Raw genomic sequence first — 25030 nt, 5'->3', positions numbered from 1 at the left:
ATTCCTCCTGTTTTCCTTGATTCATCCACAGACTTCTTCAAATACTCTTAACCAATTCCCGCCGATAATTTTTTGGATTTCTGCATCTGAATAGCCTCTAGCAAGCAGCCCTCTAGTAAAATTGATAAAGTAGCTGTATTTTTCAAATCCGATAATGCTTTCTGTTGACGGTCCATTTCCCTTTGCAAACCCTAATTTCGGAGCAATGTTTTCTTTAAAGTAGATCAATGACCATGTTACATCACTCATCGGCCAATCCGTGCCAATCCCAACGTGATCAACGCCAACCAAGTTAACGATGTAATCTATATGATCTAATACATGGTTGATTGTCGTTTGATTAGGATCGTCGTGAACAAACCACGGCATTGCAAAGACGCCAATCACCCCACCCGTATTTGCAATCGCCATTATCTCCTCATCGCTTTTACAGCGCATATGAGTAAAAATATTTTCAACCCCAGTATGAGAAGCAATCACAGGTTTCTTGGAATACCGGCAAGCGTCAAGAGTCGTTTGTTTTCCACAATGACCCGTGTCAACGATAATCCCGAGCTCGTTAAGCCGTTCGATAAAAGTAATACCAAAGTTGGTAATCCCGGCATTTGATTTTTCTGCACAACCCGCCCCTATGTAATTTTGTGTATTATATGTTAATTGGAGGACCCTCAAGCCAAAGTCATAGAGTGCCTCTAGTAATTCTAAGTTTGTTCCTAACCCATGTGTTTCTTGGGCGGTAATAATACCTGCTTTGAGGTCATATTGTTTAGCTGCTCTAATCTCATTCGCGCTTACCGCTTTTATTAACCAAGCAAATGAATCAAACTGTTGTTGTACTTCGGCCATACTCATAATGATACTTTCAGGACTTGATAAATTTAATTGTCTATTCCCTGCGGTAATTCCTGACTGGTACCATTCATTTTTAAATTCGGGAATCTCATCGTTCACAGACATTCTTGAAATTAACTTACTAGACATACCACTATATGTCATCATGTCGTCTTTAAATGGTTCGCAGCGATCCTTTAATTTGTTTGAAATTTCTTGTGGAATTGCACTGGGTGATAACGGACCTTGAAATAGCATATCGATAATAATCGCGTTTTCATGAAGCAGCCTTGCACGTTCTTCTTCTTCATTTGTTAAGTCAAATTTGAACAATCCTTGTTTACAATCAATCATCATTCATACCCCCTTATATCGAGATTTTAGTTCCTTTATTTAACCTTACTGCCTCTTGGTAAATGAAATTAGCTGCTGCTAAGTCTTCAATTGCAAGTCCGAGCGATTCAAAAATGGTAATCCAGTTCTCGGATTTTCTCCCTTCAATCTGTTTGGTTAACAGCTCTCCAATTTCGCCAATCATATGGGTTTGATCAATCACTCCCTCTTTTAAAGGGATAAGAAAATCTCCTGATTCACTAATTGCGGATTCTTGCCTATCCACATAGAACTTTGATTTTTCCACTAAATCTGTGGCTAGTTCTCTATCTTTTGGCTGACAAGCCCCAACTGCATTCACATGCGAACCTTCCTTCACCCAATCTCCCATTAGGATTGGTACTTTTGAGGCGGTCACCGTACAGATGATATCGGCATCATAAACCGCCTCCTTTACTGAATCACAAACTTGAATTGGGACCTTGAATTTTTGAATCATTTCTTCTTGAAATAATAGCGTTTTTTCTTTCGTAGGACCCCAAACTTTTACTAGTTTGATAGGCCGAACTAACAACATTGCTTCGAGATGACTCCTAGCCTGCTCGCCTGTTCCCAAAATACTTAATACCTCAGAATTCTCCCTTGCTAAATAATTGGTGGCAATGGCGCTAACCGCTGCCGTTCTGATTGCGGTTATTTTTTCCCCATCTACAATCGCTTTTAACCTGCCGTTAGATGAGTCAAAAATTAATACTGCTCCCTGATGTGAAGGCAGCCCCTTTTTATTATTTTCCGCATAAACCGTTATTACTTTTGTGCCTACTACTTTTTCTCTCTTCCAATATCCCGGCATTTGCCCTAAAACATTTCCCTGTTCAATCGGGAAAACAGACCGTAATTCTTGTATCGCTTCGTTCCTCGTTAAATCTGCCAAAACGGTTTCCAATACATTCATACAGGATTTTATTGTCAATAACTCTTGTACTTCTCCTTTACTAATTACTAACATAAAACTCACTCCTAGCTCGCAGTCAATAAATTATTTATTAGTTCTAGCTTTTTTCATTTTAATTCATTATATACTTAGTTTTCCGAAAATTACATTTCATTTCGAGAATATCGAATCTTGCAAAGAATCTTATAAAATTTAGAAGTCATAGAAAAACCCGAAAAAAAGACATGATTTTCATCGTGTCCATCTTTCGGGTTAATGTTTTTTTGAAAAATTAGTAGGTGCGATCGTAACTAATTTAGGAAATTTTCTTTAATTCCTCTGTTAGTTTAAGGAATAGCTCTTTATTTCCGTCTTGTAATGTTTGGTCGATTTCCTTGCGGATTTTTTCCTTTTTGAATTCAAGGAGGGCATTGTTAAGGAACATTTCTGCAACTACAGAATCTTCATTCTCATCCGAATGTTGTGGTGAATTTAATAATTTCTTTTCCATGGAAATCAACTCCTTAAGCTTTTTTCCATTATACAAGGAGTTTTCTAAAAATTCAAATATTTTATTTTGGAAATTCAAAAAAAATTTGGTAATAGGAACATCATTTTTTCTTTTTCTCTTTTAAAATACCAACATTTTAAGTGTAAGGACCTAAAATTAGGGAATATTAAATTCAACTATTTTTGAACCTAGAAGGAGGAAAAATCTGATGGAACAAACTGAATCAATTGGTTATCTGCCGATAAATAACATTAATGTATATTATGAATTTTATCCTAATCAAACATCTGATAAAACGTTTGTTTTATTGCATGGGTTTCTGTCTTCCACCTTCACATTTCGCCACTTAATTTCACTTTTGAAAAAGGAGTATCAAGTGCTATCTGTTGATCTTCCCCCCTTCGGAAAAAGTGCGAAATGCAATCAATATGTTTACTCTTATAAAAACCTTGCCCAAACTGTCATCAAACTAACTGAATCTTTCGGGTTAAAGAAAATGACCTTTATCGGTCACTCAATGGGTGGTCAAATTGTTTTAAATATTCTTCACATGATGCCAGAGCTCGCTGACAAAGCAATTTTACTTTGCAGCTCCGCATACCTAAAACGGTCAAAATTGCCTCTAATCCTTACTAGTTATATTCCGTATTTCCACCTTTTTGTGAAATACTGGTTTGCTCGAACAGGCGTGAAGAAAAATCTCCAGGACGCCCTCTATAACCACTCCATTATTAATGATGAAATGATTAATGGCTACCTGCAGCCCTTTTTGGAGGATGACATTTTCGTGGCTCTAACTAGAATGATTCGACACCGCGAGGGGGATCTTCCTGCTGAGGTCCTTCAGCAAATCAAAACTCCATGCTTACTATTATGGGGTGATCATGATAATTCGATGCCGCTAAAAGTTGGGGAAAAGCTTAACAAGGACTTGGTTAACTCTGAGCTGATTGTCTTAAAAGAGACTGGCCATGCCCTCCCTGAAGAACGTCCTAACGAGGTGTACGAATATATAAAAAATTTTTTAGGGAATTTTCAAATGGCGGCTGATTAGCATTTGTTCTTTCTGTTTTTGGCTGTGTTAAAAGAAATGTTGATTTCCGTTCCAGGCACTTCGCTTTCCGCGGGGCGGGCGGTGAGCCTCCTCGGCGAATTGCGCGCCTGCGGGGTCTCACCTGTCCCGCTGCTCCCGCAGGAGTCTCGCGCCTTCCACTCCAATCAACATTTTGCTCGTAATCAACAATGTGCTATAACACAGCCCTGTTTTAAAAAAAACACTAACCTTTATTTAATAATCTTATTTAAACCAACCCTTTTCTTTCGATTGGGTGATTGCTTCGATGCGATTTTTTACTTCTAGTTTGTCTAAGATGATGGAAATGTAGTTCCGGACGGTTCCAGTTTTGATGCTGAGCTCTTCAGCGATTTCTTTCGTGTTCTTACCATCAGCGACGAGTTCCAGCACTTCTTTCTCCCTGTCAGTCAATGGATTTTCTTCGCCATAGACATCATCCATAAGTTCGGGAGCATAAATTCGTCTGCCTGCCATCACACTACGGATGGACCCCGCCAGTTCTTCACTTGGACTATCCTTCAGCAAATAGCCGCTTACACCCGCCTTTAGCGCCCGTTGAAAATAACCTGTCCGAGCGAAAGTCGTTAAAATAATCACTTTACAGCCAAGACCTTTAAGCTCTTCTGCTGCTTCAAGACCGCTCTTTCCAGGCATTTCGATATCCATGATACAAACATCAGGTTTAAACTTTCTGACAAGCGCTACCGCCTCTTCCCCGTTTGAAGCCTTGCCAACTACTTCCATATCCTCTTCCAAGTTTAGCAGCGACCCAAAGGCACCTAAAAGCATTTGCTGATCTTCGGCTATAACAATTTTAATCACTTTCACTCCTCCTTCAAACTCAGCTTAGCGTCATTCGGTACCCTAATAATTAATGTTGTTCCTTCTTTTGTCAATAGCTCCAGACTGCCATTAATAAATTCCAGCCGTTCTTTCATGCCAATTAACCCGTGTCCTTCAATCAACATTTCCTTTTCTCCTTTAAACAAACCGTCATCGCGTATCGTCAGCACCGTTTCTTTCCATGATTGCTCAATAGAAATAAAACAGGATGTTGCTCCGCTATGTTTGACCACATTGTTTACGGCCTCTTTCAAACACATACTTAATATATTCTCGGTTAACAGCGAAACATTTGTCAGCGTAAATTCGCCTTCACCTACAAACTTAATTTGAGCCGCATCAAGCATTTGATTAACGCGAAGAATCTCATCCTTCAAGCGAATTCCACGCATTGAGGACACCATTTTTCGAACTTCGCTTAATGCTGTTCGTGCTGTTTGCTGAACATCCTTCAATTCCATTCGTGCCTGCTCGGGATCTTTCGAAATAAGTCTTCGGGCCAAATCCGACTTCAAGCCAATTAAGGAAAGCTTTTGTCCAAGCGTATCGTGAAGGTCTCGGGCAATCCGCTGCCGCTCCTCTGCTTTGACAAGTTCAGAAATTCGCTTATTTGCATCCTCAAGCTTCTCCTCAAGCTGGCCTCTTTCCTTCCGATTATGAATGCTGAACGGAAGGAGGATGACACTAATCCAAATGATGATAACAAAGGGTAATTGCTGGAGAAATAATTTCTCATGCGTGACAATATTATAGTTAATCGCAGCGGATGTACTTATCAAATGAATAAAATATAAGGTAAGAAAGGCAATCCGGTCCTTAATATTGCCAATAAAATAAGCTAGGAAAAAAGCAAAGTAAACATAGCTGAAAAGGCTGGAGGCTGTAATTGAAATCCCAATCAAGATCAGCGTCCATAAATATACCGGCCAGCCTTTTGAAATAAATGCAATCCGGTAAAGGATAAAGAACACTAGAGTTAGTAAAATCCCAACAACGATTTGGATCGTTGAAGGAGATTGAAAAATAAAGTAAAACGGTAAGATGCAAAGAATAGTCCAAATATAAGGAGCAATCCCATTGTTTTTTTCGAAGGTCAAATACCTTTTTATCATCAACGAAACCTCTTTTTCAATTGAATTAATCATTCAACTTTATTTACTACCTGTAATTTACATTTATAGGTAATGTTTTATCGCGGTAAAAATACAATAAATTATATCTAAGAAATGATTATACCATACAAATAATGGGAACATGGTAAATTAAAAACCCTTTGGAGGAATGAATTTTGAGTGAAGTATTCCATAATTGCTCTAGAATTCCTTATTTACGTCTTGGCGCCGGTGAGCCGTTGGTTTTAATCCATGGTCTTGGAGAAATTAAGGAGGGTTGGGAAAATTATTATTAACATATCATCAATCACGCACGGAAAACAAATAATAAAGTACTTGGAAACTTTTTAAATAAACACAATAAGGCAAGTCAGAGAGGAAGGGGCGATTCCTTCCTCAACACCATTTCTAAGCCATAAAAAAAGGGAGAACCTCGCATGGAACTTTATTCCTCCATTCTTTTATAGCTGCTTCGATCTGCTTGAAACCCATTGATCGACCATTTTTGCGAATAATCCTGATAATGCTAATCCGACATGACCCGTTTCCACGACAACATACGTTTTATCCACACTTGAGACTAAGTCCATAATCGGCTTACTTTGCTCTTCTAAAATTAAATTGTCCTTAGACCCTGAAACAACAAACAGATTTGCCTTAATATTGTTCAAATCTGCTTTTTTGTTTCCTATTATTAGTTCCCCTTTAATGAGCTTATTCTCTTTAAAAAGATCATTCGCTAATTGTCTAAATGCCTCTCCAGCGAAAGGAACTTGATCAAGTGTCCATTTATTCATTCTGCGCCACTTTTCAACGTACCGCTGGTCATGAGCACGGCTAAGAAGCATCGTATAGTTAGTAAAATAAACCGGAGCTCCTATTGCCCTGAACATTCCATCCACTAATTGGGGCGGGACAACTCCATACATGTCAATAAAGTGGTCAATGTTCATATCACCATCGCGCAAACCCTCCGCCCATTTATCCGGTCCCATAAAAGGTTGGAAGTCAATTGGAACAGTCACAACGATTAAATTTTTGATTGGCTCTTCGGCAATCGAGGCGTAGATGGATGCAATCGTCCCACCTAAACAATAGCCTACAAGTGTAATTTCCTCCGCTCCCGAATGGCGAATTGCTCGCTTAACAGCTGTTCTTAAATATTTCTCGATGTATGTATCGAGACCAATCTTATTGTCTTCATAGCCAGGTGAACCCCAATCTAGTAAATAGACTTCATAGCCCATGTTAGTTAGCCCCTCTATGACACTTGTCTTTGGAGCGATGTCTAGAATGTATGGCTTATTAAAAAGGGAGTAAACAAAAAATAATGGAATCTCGTATTTTTTGTGCTTGGATGGGTAATGCCATAATACGGATTTATTTTTTCGCCATACTTCATTTCTAGGAGAATGGACCACCTTTGGCTCCGGTTCATTTAAGGTTTTGAACAGATGAGCCCAGCGTTTCATTTCCTTTTCATAATCCCATTCAGGAATGAACCCTTTTAGAGGTGTTTCTGTCGCCATTATTCCCCCTCCTTCCTATTTTTATTTAGGGGAACCTGCCACATTCAGCTCACGTCCAGCTTTATTCCCTTTTTTAATCAAGCTTCTTAGCGATTCAAATTCATCCTTAAAATTATTAAGTTTTACTAGCTCAGATTTCATTTCTTGAAGCTCTGCATATAAATCCTTAGATTCGGCCAATTATTTTTTCGTTTTTACAAACTCTGATTTTAACTGTTTTGTAAGTTTAATGATTTCCTTCGATACTTCGACTACACTTTCAATATCCTTGCTTTGCGATTCCATGGAATCCTGGAGGTTCCACATATGCTCTTCAAGTGCTTCAATTTTTTCTTCCGCTTGTATGGTTAAGTTTGCAACATTGATAACGTCACTTTTCGTGGGCAAATTCAGCACACCAGCAAGTGCCTCGTGATTCTTTTTAAAAGTTTCAAGATAGCGGGCATGGATTTCAGTGCCTAAATTGGTCATTTGGACAAATTCCTTGTTATTTGTCCAAAGATAAATGAAATCATTTACCTGCTTTTCCCATAATAAACTAAACTTATGCAGAGTTTCATATGGATCGAATGATATTTTATCCGACATCTGCCTTCACCTCATTATGATTTTGTTACTTCTGTTACACTTTTCATGTATTTTTGAAATGGCAGCATCGCTGTTTTCACTTGCTTTGAAAATAAATTCAAAAACAATTTTTGATTTTCGTATAGTACATTCGTCGTTTTCTTGACACTGTTTACATAATTCTCTCTGCCCTTTTTTCTTAAAGAAATATATTGATCGACTGCTGCCAAATACTTCTCCAGAGCTTCAATTTGACCAATCGTTACCTTACTAAGAGGAGTTACTAATAGAGATGCAGTTTTATTTTGGATATCTTCCACTACTTGATTGAATTCTTCATACGATTTAATCGGGAAGAAATGCTGCAGTGTCGTTGTTGTCGCTAATAATTCCTCCCGGGCAGCTTGTTCCCAATCCTTTAGTTCCATCGTAAATTGCCCAGCAATCGTGAGGATACTTTCTTGATTTTGTTTAATCCTATCGACATAGCTCTTTGCTGCTTCTAGGAAAATTTCATCCCGCTTGTTATACCGTGCTGCCCATGCATCTAATTCATCAAATCCCAGCTTCCAAATGAGGTCAAGACTTGAAAATTGTTTTTCTTCAATCTCGGATTCTTGCTTTTCAACTTCTACTTCTAATACCTTTTTTTCAGTCATTGTAAATCGCCTCCATCATTAGATTGTTAATGAAATAATTGCTTTAAGTCCAACAGGACTTTTTCCAATGATTTAATGTTCGCTCCTATTATTTCCCTCCTTACTTCATTTGCCAAAACCGCTAACAATTCTTCCGAGGATTCTCTAAGTTCACGTATCTGTTGTTGATTTTCTTGCTGCTTTCGGATGATGGTGTAGATTGTGTCATCCAGGAGATCTAATTTTTCCTCACAATCTACGATTCTGACAGATATGGCGGCCATATCATCCTTATTCGGAAGGTCTAAACGTTTTAACCATCTAGTTGTTACCCTTCTTTGAATCCTAACTCGTTTCAAATGCAGCTCAAGTGCCTTCCCAAAAGCCAACATAAAGCTTCGACAGTTTGTAGGGGCATGGATTCTTTTATTGATTTCCGCTTCAAGTTCTTTATAGTAGGTTACTGAATCATCGTGCATGAAATCCATACAACCTCCTCTTAACTGACTGGTTGGTACGTTCATCTAAACACAATAATTGGAAGCCAACAAGACCATTACAGCGAAATTCAGAAAAGTTTCAGAAATGGTAATAATGAGTGGGTGTCAGGCACCATAAAAAGACATTTGTCCACGTGGGGTGGACACTGGAAGTATTTCGTTACATTTGATTTCGCAACTTTTTGAGAAAGCATACAAAGGTCTGTTAGCGGTTAGGGGCAATCCCCTTCCCTTCTTTGTTCTTTGTGCATACACACCATCATATAATCTACTATTATCGGATGAAAAGGAGTGTCATATATGCCATCTACCAATGCAAATGGTATTGATCTTTATTATGAGATTCACGGGGAGGGGGAACCGCTATTATTAATTATGGGTTTGTCGCTCAATTCAAAGTCATGGTTCAGAACTCTGCCTGCTCTCAGTGAACAATACAAAGTAATTATTTTTGATAACCGGGGAGTAGGCTTAAGCGGTAAACCAAATACCCCATACTCGATTGAGCTTATGGCGGAAGATGCCCGAGCTGTCTTGGATGCTGCTGAAGTTGAATCAGCCCATGTATATGGTGTTTCCATGGGCGGCATGATTGCCCAGAGGCTGGCAATTAAATATCCTGAAAGGGTCCGTTCTCTAATCCTAGGATGTACAACCTCCGGCGGTGAGAATCATGTCCAACCAGCTGCTGATGTCTCAATGCTCATGCTCTCAAGGGCCTCTTCTATCGCAACACCGGAAGAAATGGCCTGGGCGACTTCACCAATCCTTTATAGCCAAGCTTTTATAGAAAATCAACGTGAACTAGTCGCCGAGGATATTCAAAAACGAATTGAGATGCCTATTCTTCCATACGCTTACATGCTCCAGCTTCAAGCATGCTTAGCCCATGATACCTATCATGAGATGGAACAGATTAAGGTTTCGACTCTTGTCATTCATGGTGAAGAAGATAAACTTGTACCTTATGAAAATGGGGTGACCTTAGCAGAGAAAATTCCAAATGCTGAATTCATGACCATCCAAGGTGCTGGTCACATTTATGTAACGGAAGCAAATGATATAGTGAATAATAGAGTGCTGGATTTTTTAAAAAATAAATAACTTTTGAAAAAATGCCCATCTAGACCGAGACTCTAGTTTTGAAAAGTAAAAAAGAACCTTGGATACCGTGTTATCCAAGGTTCTTTGCATACAATCACAAATGCGACTGAATGGAAAAGTCAATCGTTTTATATGCAACTATAAAAGTTGCCAATGAGTAGACGGCTTCATTTAAACCAAATATGAAAATCGAGCTTCCAAAAATAAAGATATTAAAAAATAGTACATATTGTCCAATGGAAAAAGGGGAACGTTTACTAAACAGGATTGCTAGTACCTCAGTCCCATCTAAACAGCCGCCAAATCGAATGGTTATTCCTACCCCTAAGCCTAAAGCAATGCCGCCGAGGATTATCACTACAAATGTATTATTTGTTAAAACGGGAAAAGGTTCTAATAAATACGTTTCCAACGATAAGACAAGAATGGCGAAAACGCTTAGGATTAGGAACCTTCTCCCTAAGAATGAATAGGCGATTAAGAAAAACGGAGTATTCAAAAGCAAAAGAAACAGGCCCACTTCCTGACTAGTAACATGAGAAAGAATAATGCTTATCCCGATAATTCCCCCATCAATAACAAAGTTTTTCACCAAAAATAACTGTAGGGACAAAGCGACAAGCGAGGAGCCGAAAAAAACAAAACAACCTCGCTTATAAAATGACATATCACTTGTTCTACTATAACCAATATAGCATTTAACTCTTCTCCTATACATTCCTTTCCCCTTTAGCACCATTTTACATTTTATGGGTTTCAGTACCTGACACCCATAGTTTAAAACACCAAAGTCTACTTCTCCTTTAACATATGAAACACTTGCTCAACGTCTTTATCGCCGCGGCCTGATAGGTTTACGATTAGCACATCATCCGCTGCTAGCTCTTTTGCTAGCTTCATTGCGTAGGCAACGGCATGGGAGCTCTCCAATGCGGGGATGATGCCCTCTGTTTTGCTTAATAGTTGAAACGCCTCCAATGCTTTTTGTCCAGTAATTGTCACATACTCCGCTCTTCCGCTTGTTTTCAAGTAGCTGTGCTCCGGTCCTACACCAGGATAATCCAACCCGGCAGCAATCGAATAAGTTGGTCTAGGTTCACCAGACTCATCCAACAATGTTAAACATTTAAACCCGTGGATAACTGCGGGAACACCTTCTGTCAATGTGGGAGCTTCCGCCGGTTCGACCCCAATTAAGCGAACATTTTTTTCATCAATATAGTGAGCAAAGGCACCGATAGCATTACTGCCGCCGCCTGCACAGGCGATTACCGCAGTGGGCAGCTTTCCTTCTTTTTCAAGCACTTGGCGTTTGGATTCTTTACTAATGATTGCTTGAAAATGCTTAACCATTGTTGGATATGGATGCGGACCAACCGCCGATCCCAGCAGGTAAAAGGTATTTTTATAGTTTTGAACCAGATCACCTAATGCTTCATCGACAGCATCCTTTAAGCGGCCCTGCCCCTTTGTGACAGGAACAACCTTGGCCCCTAATAACTCCATTCGAAAGACATTCAGCGCTTGGCGTTCGGTATCCAGTTTGCCCATATAAATAATACATTCCATCCCAAACATCGCACAGGCAGTTGCCGTTGCTACACCGTGCTGACCGGCACCCGTTTCGGCAATGATCCGCTTCACACCCATCCGTTTAGCTAATAATATTTGACCAATTGCATTATTAATTTTATGCGCACCTGTATGGTTTAAATCTTCCCGTTTCAAATAAATTTTCGCTCCGCCCATCTGCTTCGTTAAATTTTCAGCAAACGTTAACGGGTTTTCCCGGCCAATATATTCTTTTAAATAATAGTTGAATTCTTCAATGAACTCCGGATCGTCTTTATACTTTAAAAACTGTCTCTCCAACTCGTTCATTACCTGCTGCAGGTCCTCAGGGATAAAACTGCCGCCAAACTCTCCAAAATAACCTTTACTCTCTACGCTCACTCTTTCCATTCTCATCTCGACTCCTTCTAAGCTATTAAATTGATTCAGTCAAAACCAATATAGTTGACTGAATATTAGAATTAATTTTATCACCTTATTCTATTTCTGCAAACTTTTTAAACAAAAAATTAAAAGTGTGGCATAAAAAGCATATGCCACACTACTTCCTGCTAGATTTTGTTTTCGTTATTCGTATCTTAGTGAATCAATCGGGTCAAGCTTGGCTGCCTTATTGGCTGGAAGGAGTCCAAACAAGACTCCAATAATCATCGAAAACAACACGCCGCCTACTACAACCTGCCAGGATACCAAGGATGGCCAGCCGGCAAAGTAGCTGACAATTGTGGACGTTCCCCAGCCGAGAAAAATTCCAAGGATACCGCCGATTAAGGTTAAGGTCATCGATTCAATTAAAAATTGTGTCAACACCTGTCCACGAGTTGCCCCTAGTGCCATACGGATCCCGATTTCCCTTGTCCGTTCCGTCACGGAAACAAGCATAATATTCATGACACCAATTCCGCCAACAAATAAGGAGATACCAGCAATGCTCCCAATAATCAGCGTCATTATTTTAGTAACCTGACCGACTCCTTGAGCGATTTCTTCCATATTAATAACTTGATAGGACTTTTCCGTATTATGCAAATTATTTAAAAGTTTAGCCGCCTTTTTACCCGCCACTTGGAGCTGCTCAGCGGAAGCTGCTTGAAGAGTTACCTGGGTAAAGTCACTGCTTCCAAAAATATTTCTCCATGTTTGGAAAGGAAGATAAACCTCCATGGAGCCAAACGCCAGCAAACCAGTCGGCTTTTCTAAGACACCGATAATTTCAATCGGCTGATTGGAAACCATGATGATTTTCCCAACAGGATTCTCCTCTTTAAATAACTTCTCTTGCAATTTATTGCTAATAATCCCCGCACGACGGCCGCCGAGAAAATCAGCAGAAGAGAAGCCTCTTCCCTTTTCTACTTTCAACTCATTCAATTGCAGGTAGGCCTGATTAATTCCCGTTGTCGACACATCGGCGGATTCCGTTTGTAATCGAGCAGTTGATAATTTCGTACTTGATGCGACTACCCGCTTAATTTCCGGTAATTGTTCAAGGACTCGGATGTCCTCTTGTTTAAATGGGGACTGCTGGAAGACATTAGGGTTTGACCGTATTTCTTCGTCCGACGGCTGATAAAACATTTCAATTGTATTCCCTGGGCCGGTAATTTGTGACTTTAGCATTGCCTCACCACCCTGCCCGATTGCCACAACGATAATAACGGCACCGACACCAATAATGATCCCCAGCATTGTCAAAATACTGCGCATCTTATGGGCTTTAAGAGAACTTAATGCCATGCCAAGATTTTCGATAAAACTCATCGCAGCCGCCCCCTTTCCATCACTGCAGGGGGCTGGAGCAACCCATCCCTCACCATAATCGTCCGGTTTGCATATTCCGCCACTTCAGACTCATGAGTTACGACGATAACCGTAACGCCTTCGCTATTTAGCTCGCGAAATTGTTCCATGATATCCGTACTTGTTTTCGAATCAAGCGCCCCTGTCGGTTCATCTGCTAAAATTAGTTTCGGCTTATTAACAATCGACCGGGCGATGGCCACCCGCTGTTTCTGTCCGCCAGATAGAGCATTGGGGAGGTGATCCATCCTGTCTCCAAGCCCCACTTTTAATAATGCCGCTTCTGCCCGGGCCTGCCGCTCTTTTTTGGATATACCTGCATAAATCATCGGCAGTTCAACATTTTTCAACGCTGTAAGTCTTGGTAATAAATGGAATTGTTGAAAAACAAAGCCGATCGATTGGTTTCGAACCCGGGCCAATTCCTTATCATGATAATGTGAAACATTTTCGCCACCTAAATAGTACTCTCCCTCAGTTGGTTTGTCCAAACAGCCAATAATATTCATCAGGGTTGATTTCCCGGAGCCTGAAGGACCCATAATGGCAACAAATTCACCTGCCTCGATATCAAGGCTAATCCCGTTTAACACATGCACACTTTCTTTTCCAAGTAAAAACGATTTAGTAATCGATTCTAGCTTAATCATTTAACTGTCACTTCCAGCCCATTCTTAAGGTTGCCGGGCCCATTCACAATCACTTTGTCCCCTTGGGAAACCCCCTCCAGGATTTCAATCTTCTCTCCTGAAGTAATTCCCGTTTTCACCTTCTGCTTCTGGGCTTTTCCATCCTTTACGATAAATACATAAGGCTTGTCACCATCATCATGGACTGCATCGAGAGGGAGCACCATTGCAGACTTTTTATCTGTTTCAATTTCCATAATCACCTGGAAGCCTGGTTTTAAGGTCTTTGTGTCTCCGGATATTTTCACGGCAAAAGGGTACTGTACCGCCTGGCTGCCGCTTTGCATGCCCGCTTGGCTTTGCTCTGGGAGAATCGCAATCTTGGTGATTTCCCCCTGCCATTCTTGCCCCTGTACTGCATCTGATTTTAAAATAACCTTCTGCCCGCTATTCACCTTTAATGTGTCGTATTCAGATAACAGTCCCGATGCTGTCATGCCTTCAAGCTTGCCGATATGTAAAATCGGATCAGCCATTGCTCCTGTACTAGAAACTGAGTCAGGCTTTTTTGCAGTCAAAATGACACCGTCTATTGTACTCTTAATCTCTAATTCAGCTTGGCGCTTGGCTATCAAATCCTTTTGGAGTCCCGTTTGCTTCAAATCCAGATTGGCTAATTTCTTTTCCATCTCCAGCTGTTCGAGTTCCGGTGCAAGCTGTTTTTTCGCCTCATCTTTTCCAACCTGGTCAGCAAGATCCTTTTCCTTGTCCTTAAGCTGCTTTATTTTCTTATCGATTTGATTAATCTTCAAATTAGCTGATTCAATCGCGATTTCATTTTGCTCTATTTCTAATTCTAGCTGAGGATTTTGCAGTTTAGCCAAAACGGTCCCTTTCTTCACTGTCTGCCCCTCTTCGACCAGCAGTTCCTTCAGCTCCCCTTTATCGGGTGAGGCATAAACGATTTGTTCCTCTTGCAGTTTTACTGTACCTGGTACCATCAACAGTGAGGATATTTCCTCCTGCTGGATTTCTGTTGTTTTAACCGAAGGTCCTTTGGCCAAAACCTGCCGGTATACACTGACAGAAATCATGATGATAACTAAGCTGACAACACCAACTGCAATCCATGTTTTCTTTTTCATTATAATTTTGCAGCTCCTTGAAATAGAGTCCCAACCAAGCCAAAGCCTATCCCAATTAAGAAGAAGGCAATCGCAATCGTCCAGGCCAGCCCTTTAGAAAATTGAGCTGTTTTATGAAGCCCAAGTGCTGTCAGGATAACTCCCCATATTCCAAACACCTCAATGAAGCTTAAAACACCTACTTTATCTTGATTCAGTAACCCTGCTAAGCTAGTAATATTTATCCTAGGGTCACCGCCGATGACAAATCTAACCGTCATATTGATAATCAGTCCTACTGCGGCAATAATCGTAATGTAGGTATTCATGGAAAATAACTGTTTAAAGGAAACCGGTGAATTGGCGATTTTTGCTATGATCAAATGAATCGCACTGCTGATAACAATTGTAATAATCGGCGCGAATATACCAGTTATCGCGGTAATGACCTTTGTAACAACTAAAAATATTTCTGCCTGATCTTCTGGTATTCCGGAACCAACCAACGTTTCTGCGTCCATTGATAGTGCCATTAACGTCATTCCGACAGCATAGATGATGCTAATAATAATTAGCGGCACCCAGATTTTTGGATTTTGCTTGATCCTCTCAAACTGTAAACCCGGACTTGTAAACATGCCCAATAACTTCGGGCTCTCTTTCTTCGTGGTCAACTCTGTCTCCATTTCCATCGAAAAACACCCCTATCCAATTATGTAAAAGATTCCTATTAATTATACGATAAAGATTACAGAAAGTTTCATTTTATTCAGCGGCGTCTTTCAACGGTGCCTGACACCATCATTTTTTCTAAAAAAATGATTGACTGACTGGTCACTCAATTATAAAATGATTCAGCAGGAATTAGGGCAAATTAATCCAATTACTCTTTTTAGAGCTTAAGCAGGAGTCATGTGAATAAATCTAAAAAACCTTGATAGGAGAATTTAACTATGGAAATACAAGAAAAAAGTATAAATACAAAACTAGTCTTAACCGGTCTTATTATCGGGATGTTCTTTAGTGCGCTTGAACAAACCATCGTCGGTACAGCGATGCCGACGATTATTTCGGAATTAAACGGCTTTACCATTTTCGCCTGGGTTACAACTGCTTATATGATTACCTCCACCACGGTTGTACCGATTGTTGGGAAATTATCAGACCTATACGGCAGACGGTTTCTTTACCTATTAGGTACGGTTATCTTTATTATTGCATCCGGTTTGTGTGCGACTGCATCTTCCATGGAACAGTTGGTCATTTACAGAGGCATTCAAGGAATCGGCGGCGGGATGATTATGCCGCTATCGCAAACAATCATCGGGGACATCTTTACGGCTGAACAACGAGCTAAATGGCAGGGAATCTTTGGTGCCCTGTTTGGCTTAAGTTCTGTTATCGGACCTTTTTTGGGCGGTCTGATTGTCGACCATATCAGCTGGCACTGGGTTTTCCTGATTAATGTACCATTTGGACTGCTATCCGCTCTATTAATCTTTACCGGACTTAAGCATGAAACAATTGCGAAAAAAGACAAAGTGAATATCGATTATTTAGGCATAATTACATTAATTCCCTCGATCGTTTTACTATTACTTGGGCTTACCTTTGGCGGCGATAAATTTGCATGGGCATCCATCACATCTTTCTTAATTTTCGGCGGGTCCTTGCTGCTATTCATTGTATTTGGATTTATTGAAAAGAAAGCTGCTGAGCCTATTTTAGATCTCTCCTTATTTAAAAATCGCATTTTTGCGACGATGAATGGATTAGGATTCTTATTGGGGCTTGGAATGTTTGGTGCAATTATGTTCGTACCAATGTTTATGCAGGGAATTCTCGGTGTTTCACCAACCAAAGCCGGATCTACCATGACACCGATGATGATTGCCATGATTGTCGCTAGTGTTGTAGGCGGGCAGCTGCTGCTTCGGTTCAAGTTCCGTACTGTTTTAACAACCGGAATGGTCCTCGCATCACTTGGCTTTTACCTAATGAGTACAATGGGATTGGAATCAAGTGTGTTAAACGCTTACGCCTATATGGTGGTTTTAGGGCTGGGAATGGGATTAGTAATGCCGACATTAATGATTGCCATTCAAAATGAATATCCAAAGTCACAACTCGGAACTGTTACCGCTGCATCAACCTTTTTCCGTTCAATCGGCGGTACCATTGGGATTACTGTTTTAAATTCTGTCATGAACCATTCGCTTGGAACAAAAATGATTCAATCGGCGAAAGAAACTGAAAATCCAATCGCACATGAAGCACTAAAGACTCTTTCTGAAAAAACAGATTCACTATTTAGTCTTCTTCTTCATCCAAGTCTGTTAAAACTGCCGGAAGAAGTTCAAAAAATCGTCATTCATGGCATTCAAACTGCTTGGACTGAATCCTTTTCAACCGTCTTTTTAACCGGTCTTATTTTTATTTCAATCGGTATCCTTGTTGCTTTATCTGTAGGCAAGGGACGGATTAAACGCGACAGTCAACCTGCTGGTTCAGGTGCAACTGAATCCTAACCTAAAACACCCCCGCATGATTCAAAAATCTGCGGGGTGTTTTAATTATTAACATGTTAAGCCTGCGATGTAAACGGGTGTTTAAACTCCTTTGGCAGTTTAACACCTGTCATATTTTTTACAAATAATTTAGATTGGTAAGGCTGTTTGTCAAGCTTAACCTCATTATCATCAGGATGATAGTGAAGGATAATTTTAGTAATACTATTATCAGCAATTTTACGTAAAATATCCTTCAACACAACTTTCTCTTCACTTATTACATCATAAAGATGTAAAACAGTATTTTCACGCTGGCAGATAACCAAACACTTTTCCTCTTCAAGATAGTAGAGATCCTGATTGAAAACCATAAGACAATAAAACATCAGTAATTCCTCACTGCCCTTTGTTCCAAAATGCTTCGAACCTGAAATCCGTTCAGCGGCTAATGTGTGAACAAACGTTAAATCGTCTGGCTTACTCCCATCTAATTTTCTCACCCCTAATTGCTCAGCTGGAATGTGGCAATAGTCCATGGAAAACTGTACTTCTTCCACAGGAGCAAACCCAAATTTCGGATAAAAGTCTAATACCGTTTGATTAGCAAACAAATAGATGAAATCTACTTGACTGAAATCCGCTAAGACCTTATCCATCAGCTTTCTTGCTAGCCCTTGATTTCGATAGTCGGGGTGTGTCATAACCGTACCAATCTGCACAGCTTGTTTTTCCTCATTATTAATTACCAGGGTTAATAGATTAACCGATACATTCGCAATCACTTGGCCATTATCAACATATGAATACGGCTGATATTTTTCAGTCCAGAAACCATGCTGATACCAAGTTTCAAACTGAATGCCAAAAGTGCTGGCAGCTAACCGGTTAAAGCTGGTCCTTAAAGAAAAGTTTTCTTTATAATTTTTCACAAAAGATAATTCCTGCAAAATAATTCAACTCCCCATGTTTCCCGAAAGTTTACTATTAAGGAACCATATTCCCGGCAGCCTTATAAATTTGATACCATTCTTCTCTTGTTATGGTGATTTCTGCACCTTTACAAGCATCTTTCATCCGCTCTGTATTGGTCGTACCAAGCACCACTTGAATATTTGCTGGATGGCGTGTAATCCACGCTGTAGCTATACCAGTATTCGTAACGCCATATTTTTCAGCAATATTGTCTACTACCTCATTCAACTTTGGAAAACGCTCCAAATCTCCTAAAAATGACCCTTCAAAGAAACCGTGCTGGTAAGGTGACCAGGCTTGCATCGTGATATCATGCAGACGGCAATATTCCAAAATGCTGCTATCTCGATTAACGGCTTGATCAACCTTCATATTCAAAGTAATTCCCGAGTCAATCATTGGTGTGTGGGCAATACTAAACTGTAGTTGGTTTACAACTAATTTATGTGGTATGTATTTCTGTAACAGTTCAATCTGCGCCGGATTATGGTTCGATACCCCAAAATATTTTACCTTACCACTATTATGTAGTTCTTCAAAGGCCTCTGCCACTTCAGAAGGTTCCATTAATGGATCGGGACGATGAAGCAGCAAAATATCAAGATATTCGGTATTTAATCGCTTTAAAATACCATTAACCGACCCAAGGATATGCTCCTTAGAAAAATCAAAATAGCCTTCAGCTGAGCGTATGCCGCATTTACTTTGTAAAATCATTTTTTCACGGATGCTTGGATTCATTTGAATTGCTTCAGAAAAAATCTCCTCACACTTCCCTTTTCCATAGATATCCGCATGATCAAAAAAATTAATGCCCACATCCATTGCCGTCCGAATTAAATTTTCCGCTTCAGGCAAAGACAACTGTGTTAAACGCATATTACCCATAATCATGTTAGAAACCTGTAAATCAGTATTTGCAATGTTAATAAACTTCATTTTTTTACCTCCTTTTTTTAAATTCATCAACCTCATTATACTTTAAATTAGCAGTTTTCCCCACATTTAAAATTAAAAAACAGACCAAGTAAAATTATTGCAACAGCTTTTCTGTCACTTGTAGCTTCGAAAGCAATGGCCGATTGTTTTTCCATATCACTTCAACAGGAACACCTAAGAACTGCGTGAGCTTTTGATCTGCAAGCATCTCAACCGTATCTCCTGATGAAAAAACTTGTCCCTCTTTTAGTAATATTGTTTTGTTGAAAATAGGTAAAATTTCTTCCACATGGTGTGTGACATAAATAATAGTTGGACCAATTGGATTTTTTGTAATGGTTTCAATAGATTCTAATAATTTTTCACGAGCGATAAAATCCAATCCATTGGTCGGCTCATCAAGAATGAGCAACGAAGGATTGGCCATCAAAGCCCTGGAAATGAGAACCCGTTGTTTTTCACCTTGAGACAAGGTTTCATAGTTCCGGTTGGCATACTCGATACAACCAAGATCCTCGAGTAAGGAGATTGCCTTTTTCCGCATTTCATCGGTTGGTGTTTCATAAAGACCAATCGAAGCGAAGGCACCGCTTAAAACCACCTCAAATGCATTATCTCCTTGGTGAAACTTTTCTTGAAGAGACGATGAAACGAAACCTATCTGTTTGCGAAGTTTCTCCCCAAGGTAAGTTGCTCCGAACTCCATCCCTAGAACGGTTACTTTCCCCTTTGTCGGAAAATAGTAGGCATTGAGCAAATTTAAAACAGCTGTCTTTCCAGCACCGTTTAGCCCAAATAATACCCAATGGTCTCCTTTTTTTACTTCCCAATTAATATTTTGCAAAATCCACTTACCTTCTCGCTTTAGTGAAACGGCTTCTAGATGTAATACCATTCTTATTACTCCCTTCAATCAATCTTAGTAAAATGATCACTATTCTAGATTACCATATTATTTTGAATATTCAGTAATAGTAATCTATGCTTCGGTGCTTGATGACATAAAAATAGTTACCTTTCCTTTTGCTTTGGCACGAAGCAGCTCTTTAGCAAAGTAAAGCAGCTGTGCCCTTCTTCATATCGGCAGCAGCTGCTTTACTTGCCTCTCCAAATCAAGGAGTTGTATCTTCATTTCTAATCCGCCACGATAGCCAGTCAGCGAGCCATTTTTCCCGACAACACGGTGGCAGGGCACTGATATTAACACCGGATTAGCACCAATAGCCGCCCCAACTGCACGAACAGCAGCAGGTTTATTGATATATTTTGCAATGTCAGAATACGATTTTGTCTCTCCAAACGGAATCTCACAAAGTGCGTCCCAAACAGCAACTTGGAACTCGGTCCCATGATAATCAAACGGGATAGTAAAATTCTTCCGATTACCATCAAAATACTCCATTAGTTCGGCTGCATAAGGGTTCAGCATCTCCCTGTCCTCCACTAGAGGGTTTCCTGGAAACCGTTTTTCTGCCCATTTCGAAAATTCCTCAAACGGCTTGTTCTGTGACCCGACGTAACAAAGCCCCTTCTCTGTCGCAGCAATATATAGATTCCAATCTTTAAAATTCAGCAGTGACCAATAAACAAGTGTCTTATTATTTTGTGACTTCATTTTATTCCCTCCGATTCATGTAATTGACGGAAATGGGCGGGTGTAGTGCCCATCATCTTTTTAAATAATGTAATAAAATAAGGCGTATTTGAGATACCAACCATCTTTGCTATATCTGAAACCGCTCGATCCGATTGAAGTAAATATTTTTTAGCTGTATTTATTCTGACCTGATGGATATATTCAACAGGCGTCATGCCGGTAATCTTTTTAAATGTCCGCTGTAAATGATACGGACTTCCATGACTTATTTCAGCTAATGTTTCCAGTGAGAGCTTGTCAGGGTAATTTTTATCAATGTATTCTATAATGATAGTAATCCATTCGTTATCAGGTAAGCGCTCATTAGTGGGTTTGCATCGTTTACAAGGACGGAAATTAGCAGATAATGCTTCTTCAGCGTTTTGAAAAATACGGACATTTTCTTTTTTAGGAACCCGCGATTTACATGACGGTTTACAGAAAATCCCCGTGGTCTTAACTGCATAGAAAAATTGATTATTGTACGTTGCATCGTTTTCAACAATGGCCCGCCATTTTTCATCTGTCATGATTTCAGTACTCGTCATTTGACCACCTCTTCTCCTATTATAGCTCCCCAAAAAACGGAATCTACAATTTGGGAATTAAAAAGCAAGATAGTGAAACATTTTGCTGATGAATCATATACCACTTCATAACCGAATTTTATTGAAAAATAGGGCTTTTTCAAATGAAGTAGCAAGATAATGGAAAAACGGTTATGCGATAATAAAAGAAAAAGGTGTGGAGATTTGAAAATGGTAGATGCACAATATTCTCAAAGCGATTGGGACGAAGTCAATGAGGAAATCATCATTAATCTTCCTATAGACTTCGATATTAAAGCAAATCTTGGCTATTTAGAACGAAACAAAAACGAATGTATGTTTGAAGTCGAAAACGAAATGATTACAAGGGTGATTGCCGTTGGAGAAACCCAAACCTTAGTAAAAATACACGTAAATAAATTTAATCAGATGATTGTGAAATTTTTAAAAGACTCTAGACCGAATAATCAGTCGGAGCGCGCTGAGGTTGCCCAGTACATTCGTGAGTGGTTTGATCTTGACCGTGATTTAACGCCGTTTTACAAAATGGCAAAAGCAGACCCTCTCCTTAAGGGGCCGGTCGAGGATTTTTTCGGATTACGTGTGATTGGTGTGCCCGATTTATTTGAGGCCCTCTGCTGGGGAGTCTTAGGGCAGCAGATAAACTTAGCGTTCGCCTACAGGTTAAAAAGACAATTTGTTGAAAAATTTGGTGATGCAATCGAGTGGAATGGCAAGAACTATTGGGTGTTCCCTTCCTTTGAACAAATTGCTCAATTAACACCTGCAGATCTAGCAGATATTAAAATGACTTTGAAAAAAAGTGAATATATTATTGGCATTGCCCAACTGATGGCCAGCGGAGAATTATCGAAGGAAAAATTATTGAGAATGGGTAGCCTTAAAGAAGCTGAAAAGAGTTTAATCAAGATTCGTGGGATTGGTCCATGGACAGCGAATTATGTGTTAATGCGCTGTTTGCACTTTACCTCGGCATATCCGATTGATGATGTCGGGCTGCATAACGCCATCAAACATCTGACCGATTCAGAGAAAAAGCCTGCGAAGGAAGAGCTTTTAAAGCTTTCAGTACGATGGGAGGGCTGGCAAGCCTATGCCACGTTTTATTTATGGCGGGTCCTTTACTAAGAGAAACGGTGATAAAATGAAGAACGATTATCAATTAATTTACAACAAATTATACAAACACTACGGCCCTCAAGGCTGGTGGCCAGCGGAGACACCGTTTGAAATGATGATTGGCTCTATACTTGTTCAAAATACAAGTTGGCGCAATGTCGACAAGGCCTTAGATAATCTAAAGCCGTTTTTGAAACCTGAAGCAATAGACAAGTTATCAATTGATGAGCTCGCGCAGCTCATCAGGCCAAGCGGCTTTTTCAATATAAAGGCTAGTCGGATCAAGTCCTATATGGAATGGTTTAAAACCTATAACTATGATATCCCTTTGATAAAAGAAGTAGACAGGCATAAACTGCGTACTGAGCTATTAAGCATCAAGGGCATCGGTCCTGAAACGGCCGATGTGATCCTGCTTTATGCCTTTGATATACCAATTTTTGTAGTTGATGCCTATGCGCGGCGAATTTTCTATCGTCTAGGCTATGATATGCCAGCATCATATGACACCTTTAGAAAACAAGTTGAAAATGAAATCCCAAGAGACTTGGCGCAATATAATGAATTCCACGCCCTTATCGTTGAACATGCGAAGGAGCATTGCAAAGCAACGCCTATATGTGATAGCTGCCCGTTATTTGATATTTGTTATCGAAGACTGGACTAAGATATATTTTCTCCATTTTATCTTTAAAGAACTTTTCATTGACCTTGGGGAAGCTGTTTTTCTTATTTCGGGCAATGAAAAGTTCTTTTATTTACCATACGGGCACTTATTTCGGTCTGACAATCTCAAAAACCTCACCAATTTTTGCATAATTATGACCTGCAAGCCTGCTGACGGCAGCTAAGCCAGTTTGATTGATTTTTCCATTCTCATAAATTTCCTGATCAAAATGAAATTGAACCACTCTTCCGATGATTAGATCACTGCTGGGCGCATCTTCATCGCCTAAAATTACATGATGCTCTAATATACACTCCATACGGATCTTTGCCTCTTTGATTCCGGGGACTGAAATTTTCGTACTCTTAACTTCTGAAAAATTTGTTAGTTCCATTTCACTTTGGTCAGGCGGGAGGCTTGCCGCTGTTTCATTCACTTGTGCGATAATCCCTTCATCGACAATATGAACGACAAATTCCTTAAGACCCACAATGTTGCGTGCCGTATCCTTTTGCCCCGTTTCCTTTCTTAATACCGCTATCGAAATCATCGGCGGTTTTGATGAGGCAATATTGAAGTAGCTAAACGGAGCAGCATTTAAGGTACCATCACTTGCTAACGAGGTCACAAATGCAATTGGCCTTGGAATAACACTCCCAATCATCAATTTATAATTTTCAGTCGCAGTATTCTTAGATGGGTCAATCGAAAGCATTGATTCACTTTTCATCATGGTTATTCAACTCCCTCTTCTTTATGATTCATTATACAATTCCCTATATAGGTTTTAGAATATAAATTAATCGAACAGTGCCAGTCACCATGGATAAATTAAAATAGAATAAAAAAATCCTAACATCATTTAGATGTTAGGATTTTTGATGATCTGAGAGGGATTCGAACCCCCGACCCCATCCCTGTCAAGGATGTATTCTCCCGCTGAACTATCAGATCGCTTATTAAGTACAAATTTAATTATATTAAATTTTTCTAGAATGTCAATAATTTTTTAGCATTCTTTCGGATAACCCTCCTTACCATTCATTCAAACCGATAAATCATTTAACACTAAAAAGGAATGGATGTTCTACTTTTTTCGAATAAAGAACGAATGTTCGGATATAATAATATTATAATAATGAAAGGAGGGATTTTACATGGATGGGCTTTTTATCCGTTCCATAGAAGAAAATATGCCCTTAGAAATAATTTATCTTGCCGATAACCATGAGTTATCTCAGCGGAAATTGATTGTGCTGGAAGTGAATGAAGAATTTATTCGTGCCTATTGTCTTCTTCGAAAACAAGTCCGCACCTTTAAGCGGGAAAACATTTTATCCATCATGCCAGAAACCCGTTTAAAAAAACGATACCTTCACTAAACCCCTAATTTCCGATACCCCCAACCTCCCTTCCTATTGTGAAAAGCATTTCTAATAATATCAGAATTTATATCATTGAAATTTGAGAATTGTCCAGCTCCAGCGCCCCTCGAGGTCACAAGCCAATCCGTCCA

Annotated in this window: 27 protein-coding genes and 1 tRNA gene; 6 read left to right on the top strand and 22 right to left on the bottom strand. The window is 39.7% G+C overall.

Annotated features, from left to right (window positions below):
* Positions 1-21: 21 nt before the first annotated feature.
* From AA980_RS25605 to AA980_RS01470, 3 genes are all read right to left on the bottom strand, one after another.
* A complete protein-coding gene (locus tag AA980_RS25605) occupies positions 22-1188 on the bottom strand; it encodes a dipeptidase (protein WP_082195591.1) in 1167 nt (388 codons plus the stop codon).
* 10 nt (positions 1189-1198) lie between these two features.
* Entirely contained in the window at positions 1199-2173 is a 975-nt protein-coding gene (locus AA980_RS01475; protein ID WP_024031080.1) for an ornithine cyclodeaminase family protein, read from the bottom strand.
* 241 nt (positions 2174-2414) lie between these two features.
* Positions 2415-2609 carry an IDEAL domain-containing protein gene (locus tag AA980_RS01470; protein WP_024031079.1) on the bottom strand — a complete coding sequence of 65 codons (195 nt, stop codon included), beginning with the start codon at positions 2607-2609 and terminating at the stop codon, positions 2415-2417.
* Between the two features lie 208 nt (positions 2610-2817).
* Between AA980_RS01470 and AA980_RS01465 the strand changes: the two genes are divergently transcribed.
* Complete coding sequence (locus tag AA980_RS01465) at positions 2818-3663, top strand: alpha/beta fold hydrolase (protein WP_024031078.1); 846 nt, start codon at positions 2818-2820, stop codon at positions 3661-3663.
* A 243-nt stretch (positions 3664-3906) separates the two neighbouring features.
* Here the strand turns inward: AA980_RS01465 and AA980_RS01460 are convergent, their stop codons facing one another.
* The 6 genes from AA980_RS01460 to AA980_RS01435 form a co-directional block, all read right to left on the bottom strand.
* On the bottom strand, positions 3907-4506 hold the full coding sequence (locus tag AA980_RS01460) for a response regulator transcription factor (RefSeq protein ID WP_024027677.1): 600 nt from the start codon (positions 4504-4506) through the stop codon (positions 3907-3909).
* Positions 4507-4508: 2 nt separating this feature from the next.
* Positions 4509-5639: a sensor histidine kinase gene (locus AA980_RS01455; protein WP_034723673.1), complete on the bottom strand. Its 1131-nt coding sequence runs from the start codon at positions 5637-5639 to the stop codon at positions 4509-4511.
* A 461-nt stretch (positions 5640-6100) separates the two neighbouring features.
* Positions 6101-7168 carry an alpha/beta fold hydrolase gene (locus tag AA980_RS01450; protein WP_024027674.1) on the bottom strand — a complete coding sequence of 356 codons (1068 nt, stop codon included), beginning with the start codon at positions 7166-7168 and terminating at the stop codon, positions 6101-6103.
* Positions 7169-7348: 180 nt separating this feature from the next.
* Positions 7349-7756: a poly(R)-hydroxyalkanoic acid synthase subunit PhaR gene (locus AA980_RS01445; protein ID WP_024027673.1), complete on the bottom strand. Its 408-nt coding sequence runs from the start codon at positions 7754-7756 to the stop codon at positions 7349-7351.
* 14 nt (positions 7757-7770) lie between these two features.
* The gene (locus AA980_RS01440; protein WP_024027672.1) at positions 7771-8394 is read right to left on the bottom strand and encodes a hypothetical protein; all 624 of its coding nucleotides are present in this window, start codon (positions 8392-8394) and stop codon (positions 7771-7773) included.
* Positions 8395-8420: 26 nt separating this feature from the next.
* Entirely contained in the window at positions 8421-8861 is a 441-nt protein-coding gene (locus AA980_RS01435) for a hypothetical protein (RefSeq protein WP_024027671.1), read from the bottom strand.
* Between the two features lie 312 nt (positions 8862-9173).
* Between AA980_RS01435 and AA980_RS01430 the strand changes: the two genes are divergently transcribed.
* On the top strand, positions 9174-9977 hold the full coding sequence (locus AA980_RS01430; protein ID WP_024027670.1) for an alpha/beta fold hydrolase: 804 nt from the start codon (positions 9174-9176) through the stop codon (positions 9975-9977).
* A 94-nt stretch (positions 9978-10071) separates the two neighbouring features.
* On the opposite strand, the gene AA980_RS01425 is transcribed toward AA980_RS01430, so the two are convergent.
* The 6 genes from AA980_RS01425 to AA980_RS01400 all read right to left on the bottom strand — a co-directional run bounded on the left by AA980_RS01425 (position 10072) and on the right by AA980_RS01400 (position 15794).
* Positions 10072-10695: a YitT family protein gene (locus AA980_RS01425; RefSeq protein ID WP_034723665.1), complete on the bottom strand. Its 624-nt coding sequence runs from the start codon at positions 10693-10695 to the stop codon at positions 10072-10074.
* Between the two features lie 74 nt (positions 10696-10769).
* A complete protein-coding gene (gene trpB / locus AA980_RS01420; protein ID WP_024027668.1) occupies positions 10770-11939 on the bottom strand; it encodes a tryptophan synthase subunit beta in 1170 nt (389 codons plus the stop codon).
* Between the two features lie 177 nt (positions 11940-12116).
* Positions 12117-13310, bottom strand: coding sequence for an ABC transporter permease (locus AA980_RS01415; protein WP_024027667.1), 1194 nt, complete (start codon positions 13308-13310; stop codon positions 12117-12119).
* The gene (locus AA980_RS01410; protein ID WP_024027666.1) at positions 13307-13999 is read right to left on the bottom strand and encodes an ABC transporter ATP-binding protein; all 693 of its coding nucleotides are present in this window, start codon (positions 13997-13999) and stop codon (positions 13307-13309) included. Before AA980_RS01410 ends, AA980_RS01415 begins: the two co-directional genes overlap by 4 nt.
* Positions 13996-15123, bottom strand: coding sequence for an efflux RND transporter periplasmic adaptor subunit (locus AA980_RS01405; RefSeq protein WP_024027665.1), 1128 nt, complete (start codon positions 15121-15123; stop codon positions 13996-13998). Before AA980_RS01405 ends, AA980_RS01410 begins: the two co-directional genes overlap by 4 nt.
* Complete coding sequence (locus tag AA980_RS01400; protein ID WP_024027664.1) at positions 15123-15794, bottom strand: Yip1 family protein; 672 nt, start codon at positions 15792-15794, stop codon at positions 15123-15125. The genes AA980_RS01405 and AA980_RS01400 overlap by 1 nt, the downstream gene beginning before the upstream one ends.
* Positions 15795-16055: 261 nt before the next feature.
* On the opposite strand from AA980_RS01400, the gene AA980_RS01395 reads away from it, so the two are divergent.
* Complete coding sequence (locus AA980_RS01395) at positions 16056-17630, top strand: MDR family MFS transporter (protein WP_024027663.1); 1575 nt, start codon at positions 16056-16058, stop codon at positions 17628-17630.
* 56 nt (positions 17631-17686) lie between these two features.
* Here the strand turns inward: AA980_RS01395 and AA980_RS01390 are convergent, their stop codons facing one another.
* The 5 genes from AA980_RS01390 to AA980_RS01370 form a co-directional block, all read right to left on the bottom strand.
* The gene (locus tag AA980_RS01390) at positions 17687-18559 is read right to left on the bottom strand and encodes a GNAT family N-acetyltransferase (RefSeq protein WP_024027662.1); all 873 of its coding nucleotides are present in this window, start codon (positions 18557-18559) and stop codon (positions 17687-17689) included.
* A gap of 37 nt (positions 18560-18596) precedes the next feature.
* Positions 18597-19523, bottom strand: coding sequence for an aldo/keto reductase (locus AA980_RS01385; RefSeq protein WP_024027661.1), 927 nt, complete (start codon positions 19521-19523; stop codon positions 18597-18599).
* Between the two features lie 94 nt (positions 19524-19617).
* Entirely contained in the window at positions 19618-20418 is an 801-nt protein-coding gene (locus AA980_RS01380) for an ABC transporter ATP-binding protein (RefSeq protein WP_024027660.1), read from the bottom strand.
* Positions 20419-20598: 180 nt separating this feature from the next.
* Positions 20599-21138: a methylated-DNA--[protein]-cysteine S-methyltransferase gene (locus AA980_RS01375; RefSeq protein WP_024027659.1), complete on the bottom strand. Its 540-nt coding sequence runs from the start codon at positions 21136-21138 to the stop codon at positions 20599-20601.
* Positions 21135-21707, bottom strand: a complete 573-nt coding sequence (locus AA980_RS01370) for a bifunctional transcriptional activator/DNA repair enzyme AdaA (RefSeq protein WP_024027658.1) — start codon at positions 21705-21707, stop codon at positions 21135-21137. The genes AA980_RS01375 and AA980_RS01370 overlap by 4 nt, the downstream gene beginning before the upstream one ends.
* 210 nt (positions 21708-21917) lie before the next feature.
* Between AA980_RS01370 and AA980_RS01365 the strand changes: the two genes are divergently transcribed.
* Entirely contained in the window at positions 21918-22856 is a 939-nt protein-coding gene (locus tag AA980_RS01365; RefSeq protein ID WP_024027657.1) for a DNA-3-methyladenine glycosylase family protein, read from the top strand.
* 16 nt (positions 22857-22872) lie between these two features.
* On the top strand, positions 22873-23514 hold the full coding sequence (locus tag AA980_RS01360; RefSeq protein WP_034723667.1) for an endonuclease III domain-containing protein: 642 nt from the start codon (positions 22873-22875) through the stop codon (positions 23512-23514).
* Between the two features lie 106 nt (positions 23515-23620).
* Here AA980_RS01360 and AA980_RS01355 read toward each other — a convergent pair whose 3' ends face one another.
* Both AA980_RS01355 and AA980_RS01350 read right to left on the bottom strand, forming a co-directional pair.
* The gene (locus AA980_RS01355; RefSeq protein ID WP_024027655.1) at positions 23621-24229 is read right to left on the bottom strand and encodes a flavin reductase family protein; all 609 of its coding nucleotides are present in this window, start codon (positions 24227-24229) and stop codon (positions 23621-23623) included.
* A 167-nt stretch (positions 24230-24396) separates the two neighbouring features.
* A tRNA-Val gene (locus AA980_RS01350) sits at positions 24397-24468 on the bottom strand.
* A 203-nt stretch (positions 24469-24671) separates the two neighbouring features.
* On the opposite strand from AA980_RS01350, the gene AA980_RS01345 reads away from it, so the two are divergent.
* Positions 24672-24896 carry a hypothetical protein gene (locus tag AA980_RS01345; protein ID WP_024027654.1) on the top strand — a complete coding sequence of 75 codons (225 nt, stop codon included), beginning with the start codon at positions 24672-24674 and terminating at the stop codon, positions 24894-24896.
* Positions 24897-25030 lie beyond the last annotated feature (134 nt).

It is taken from the genome of Neobacillus vireti, assembly GCF_001026695.1.
GTDB classification, from domain to species: Bacteria; Bacillota; Bacilli; order Bacillales; family Cytobacillaceae; genus Neobacillus; species Neobacillus vireti.
This window is presented reverse-complemented; position numbering and strand designations above follow the sequence as displayed.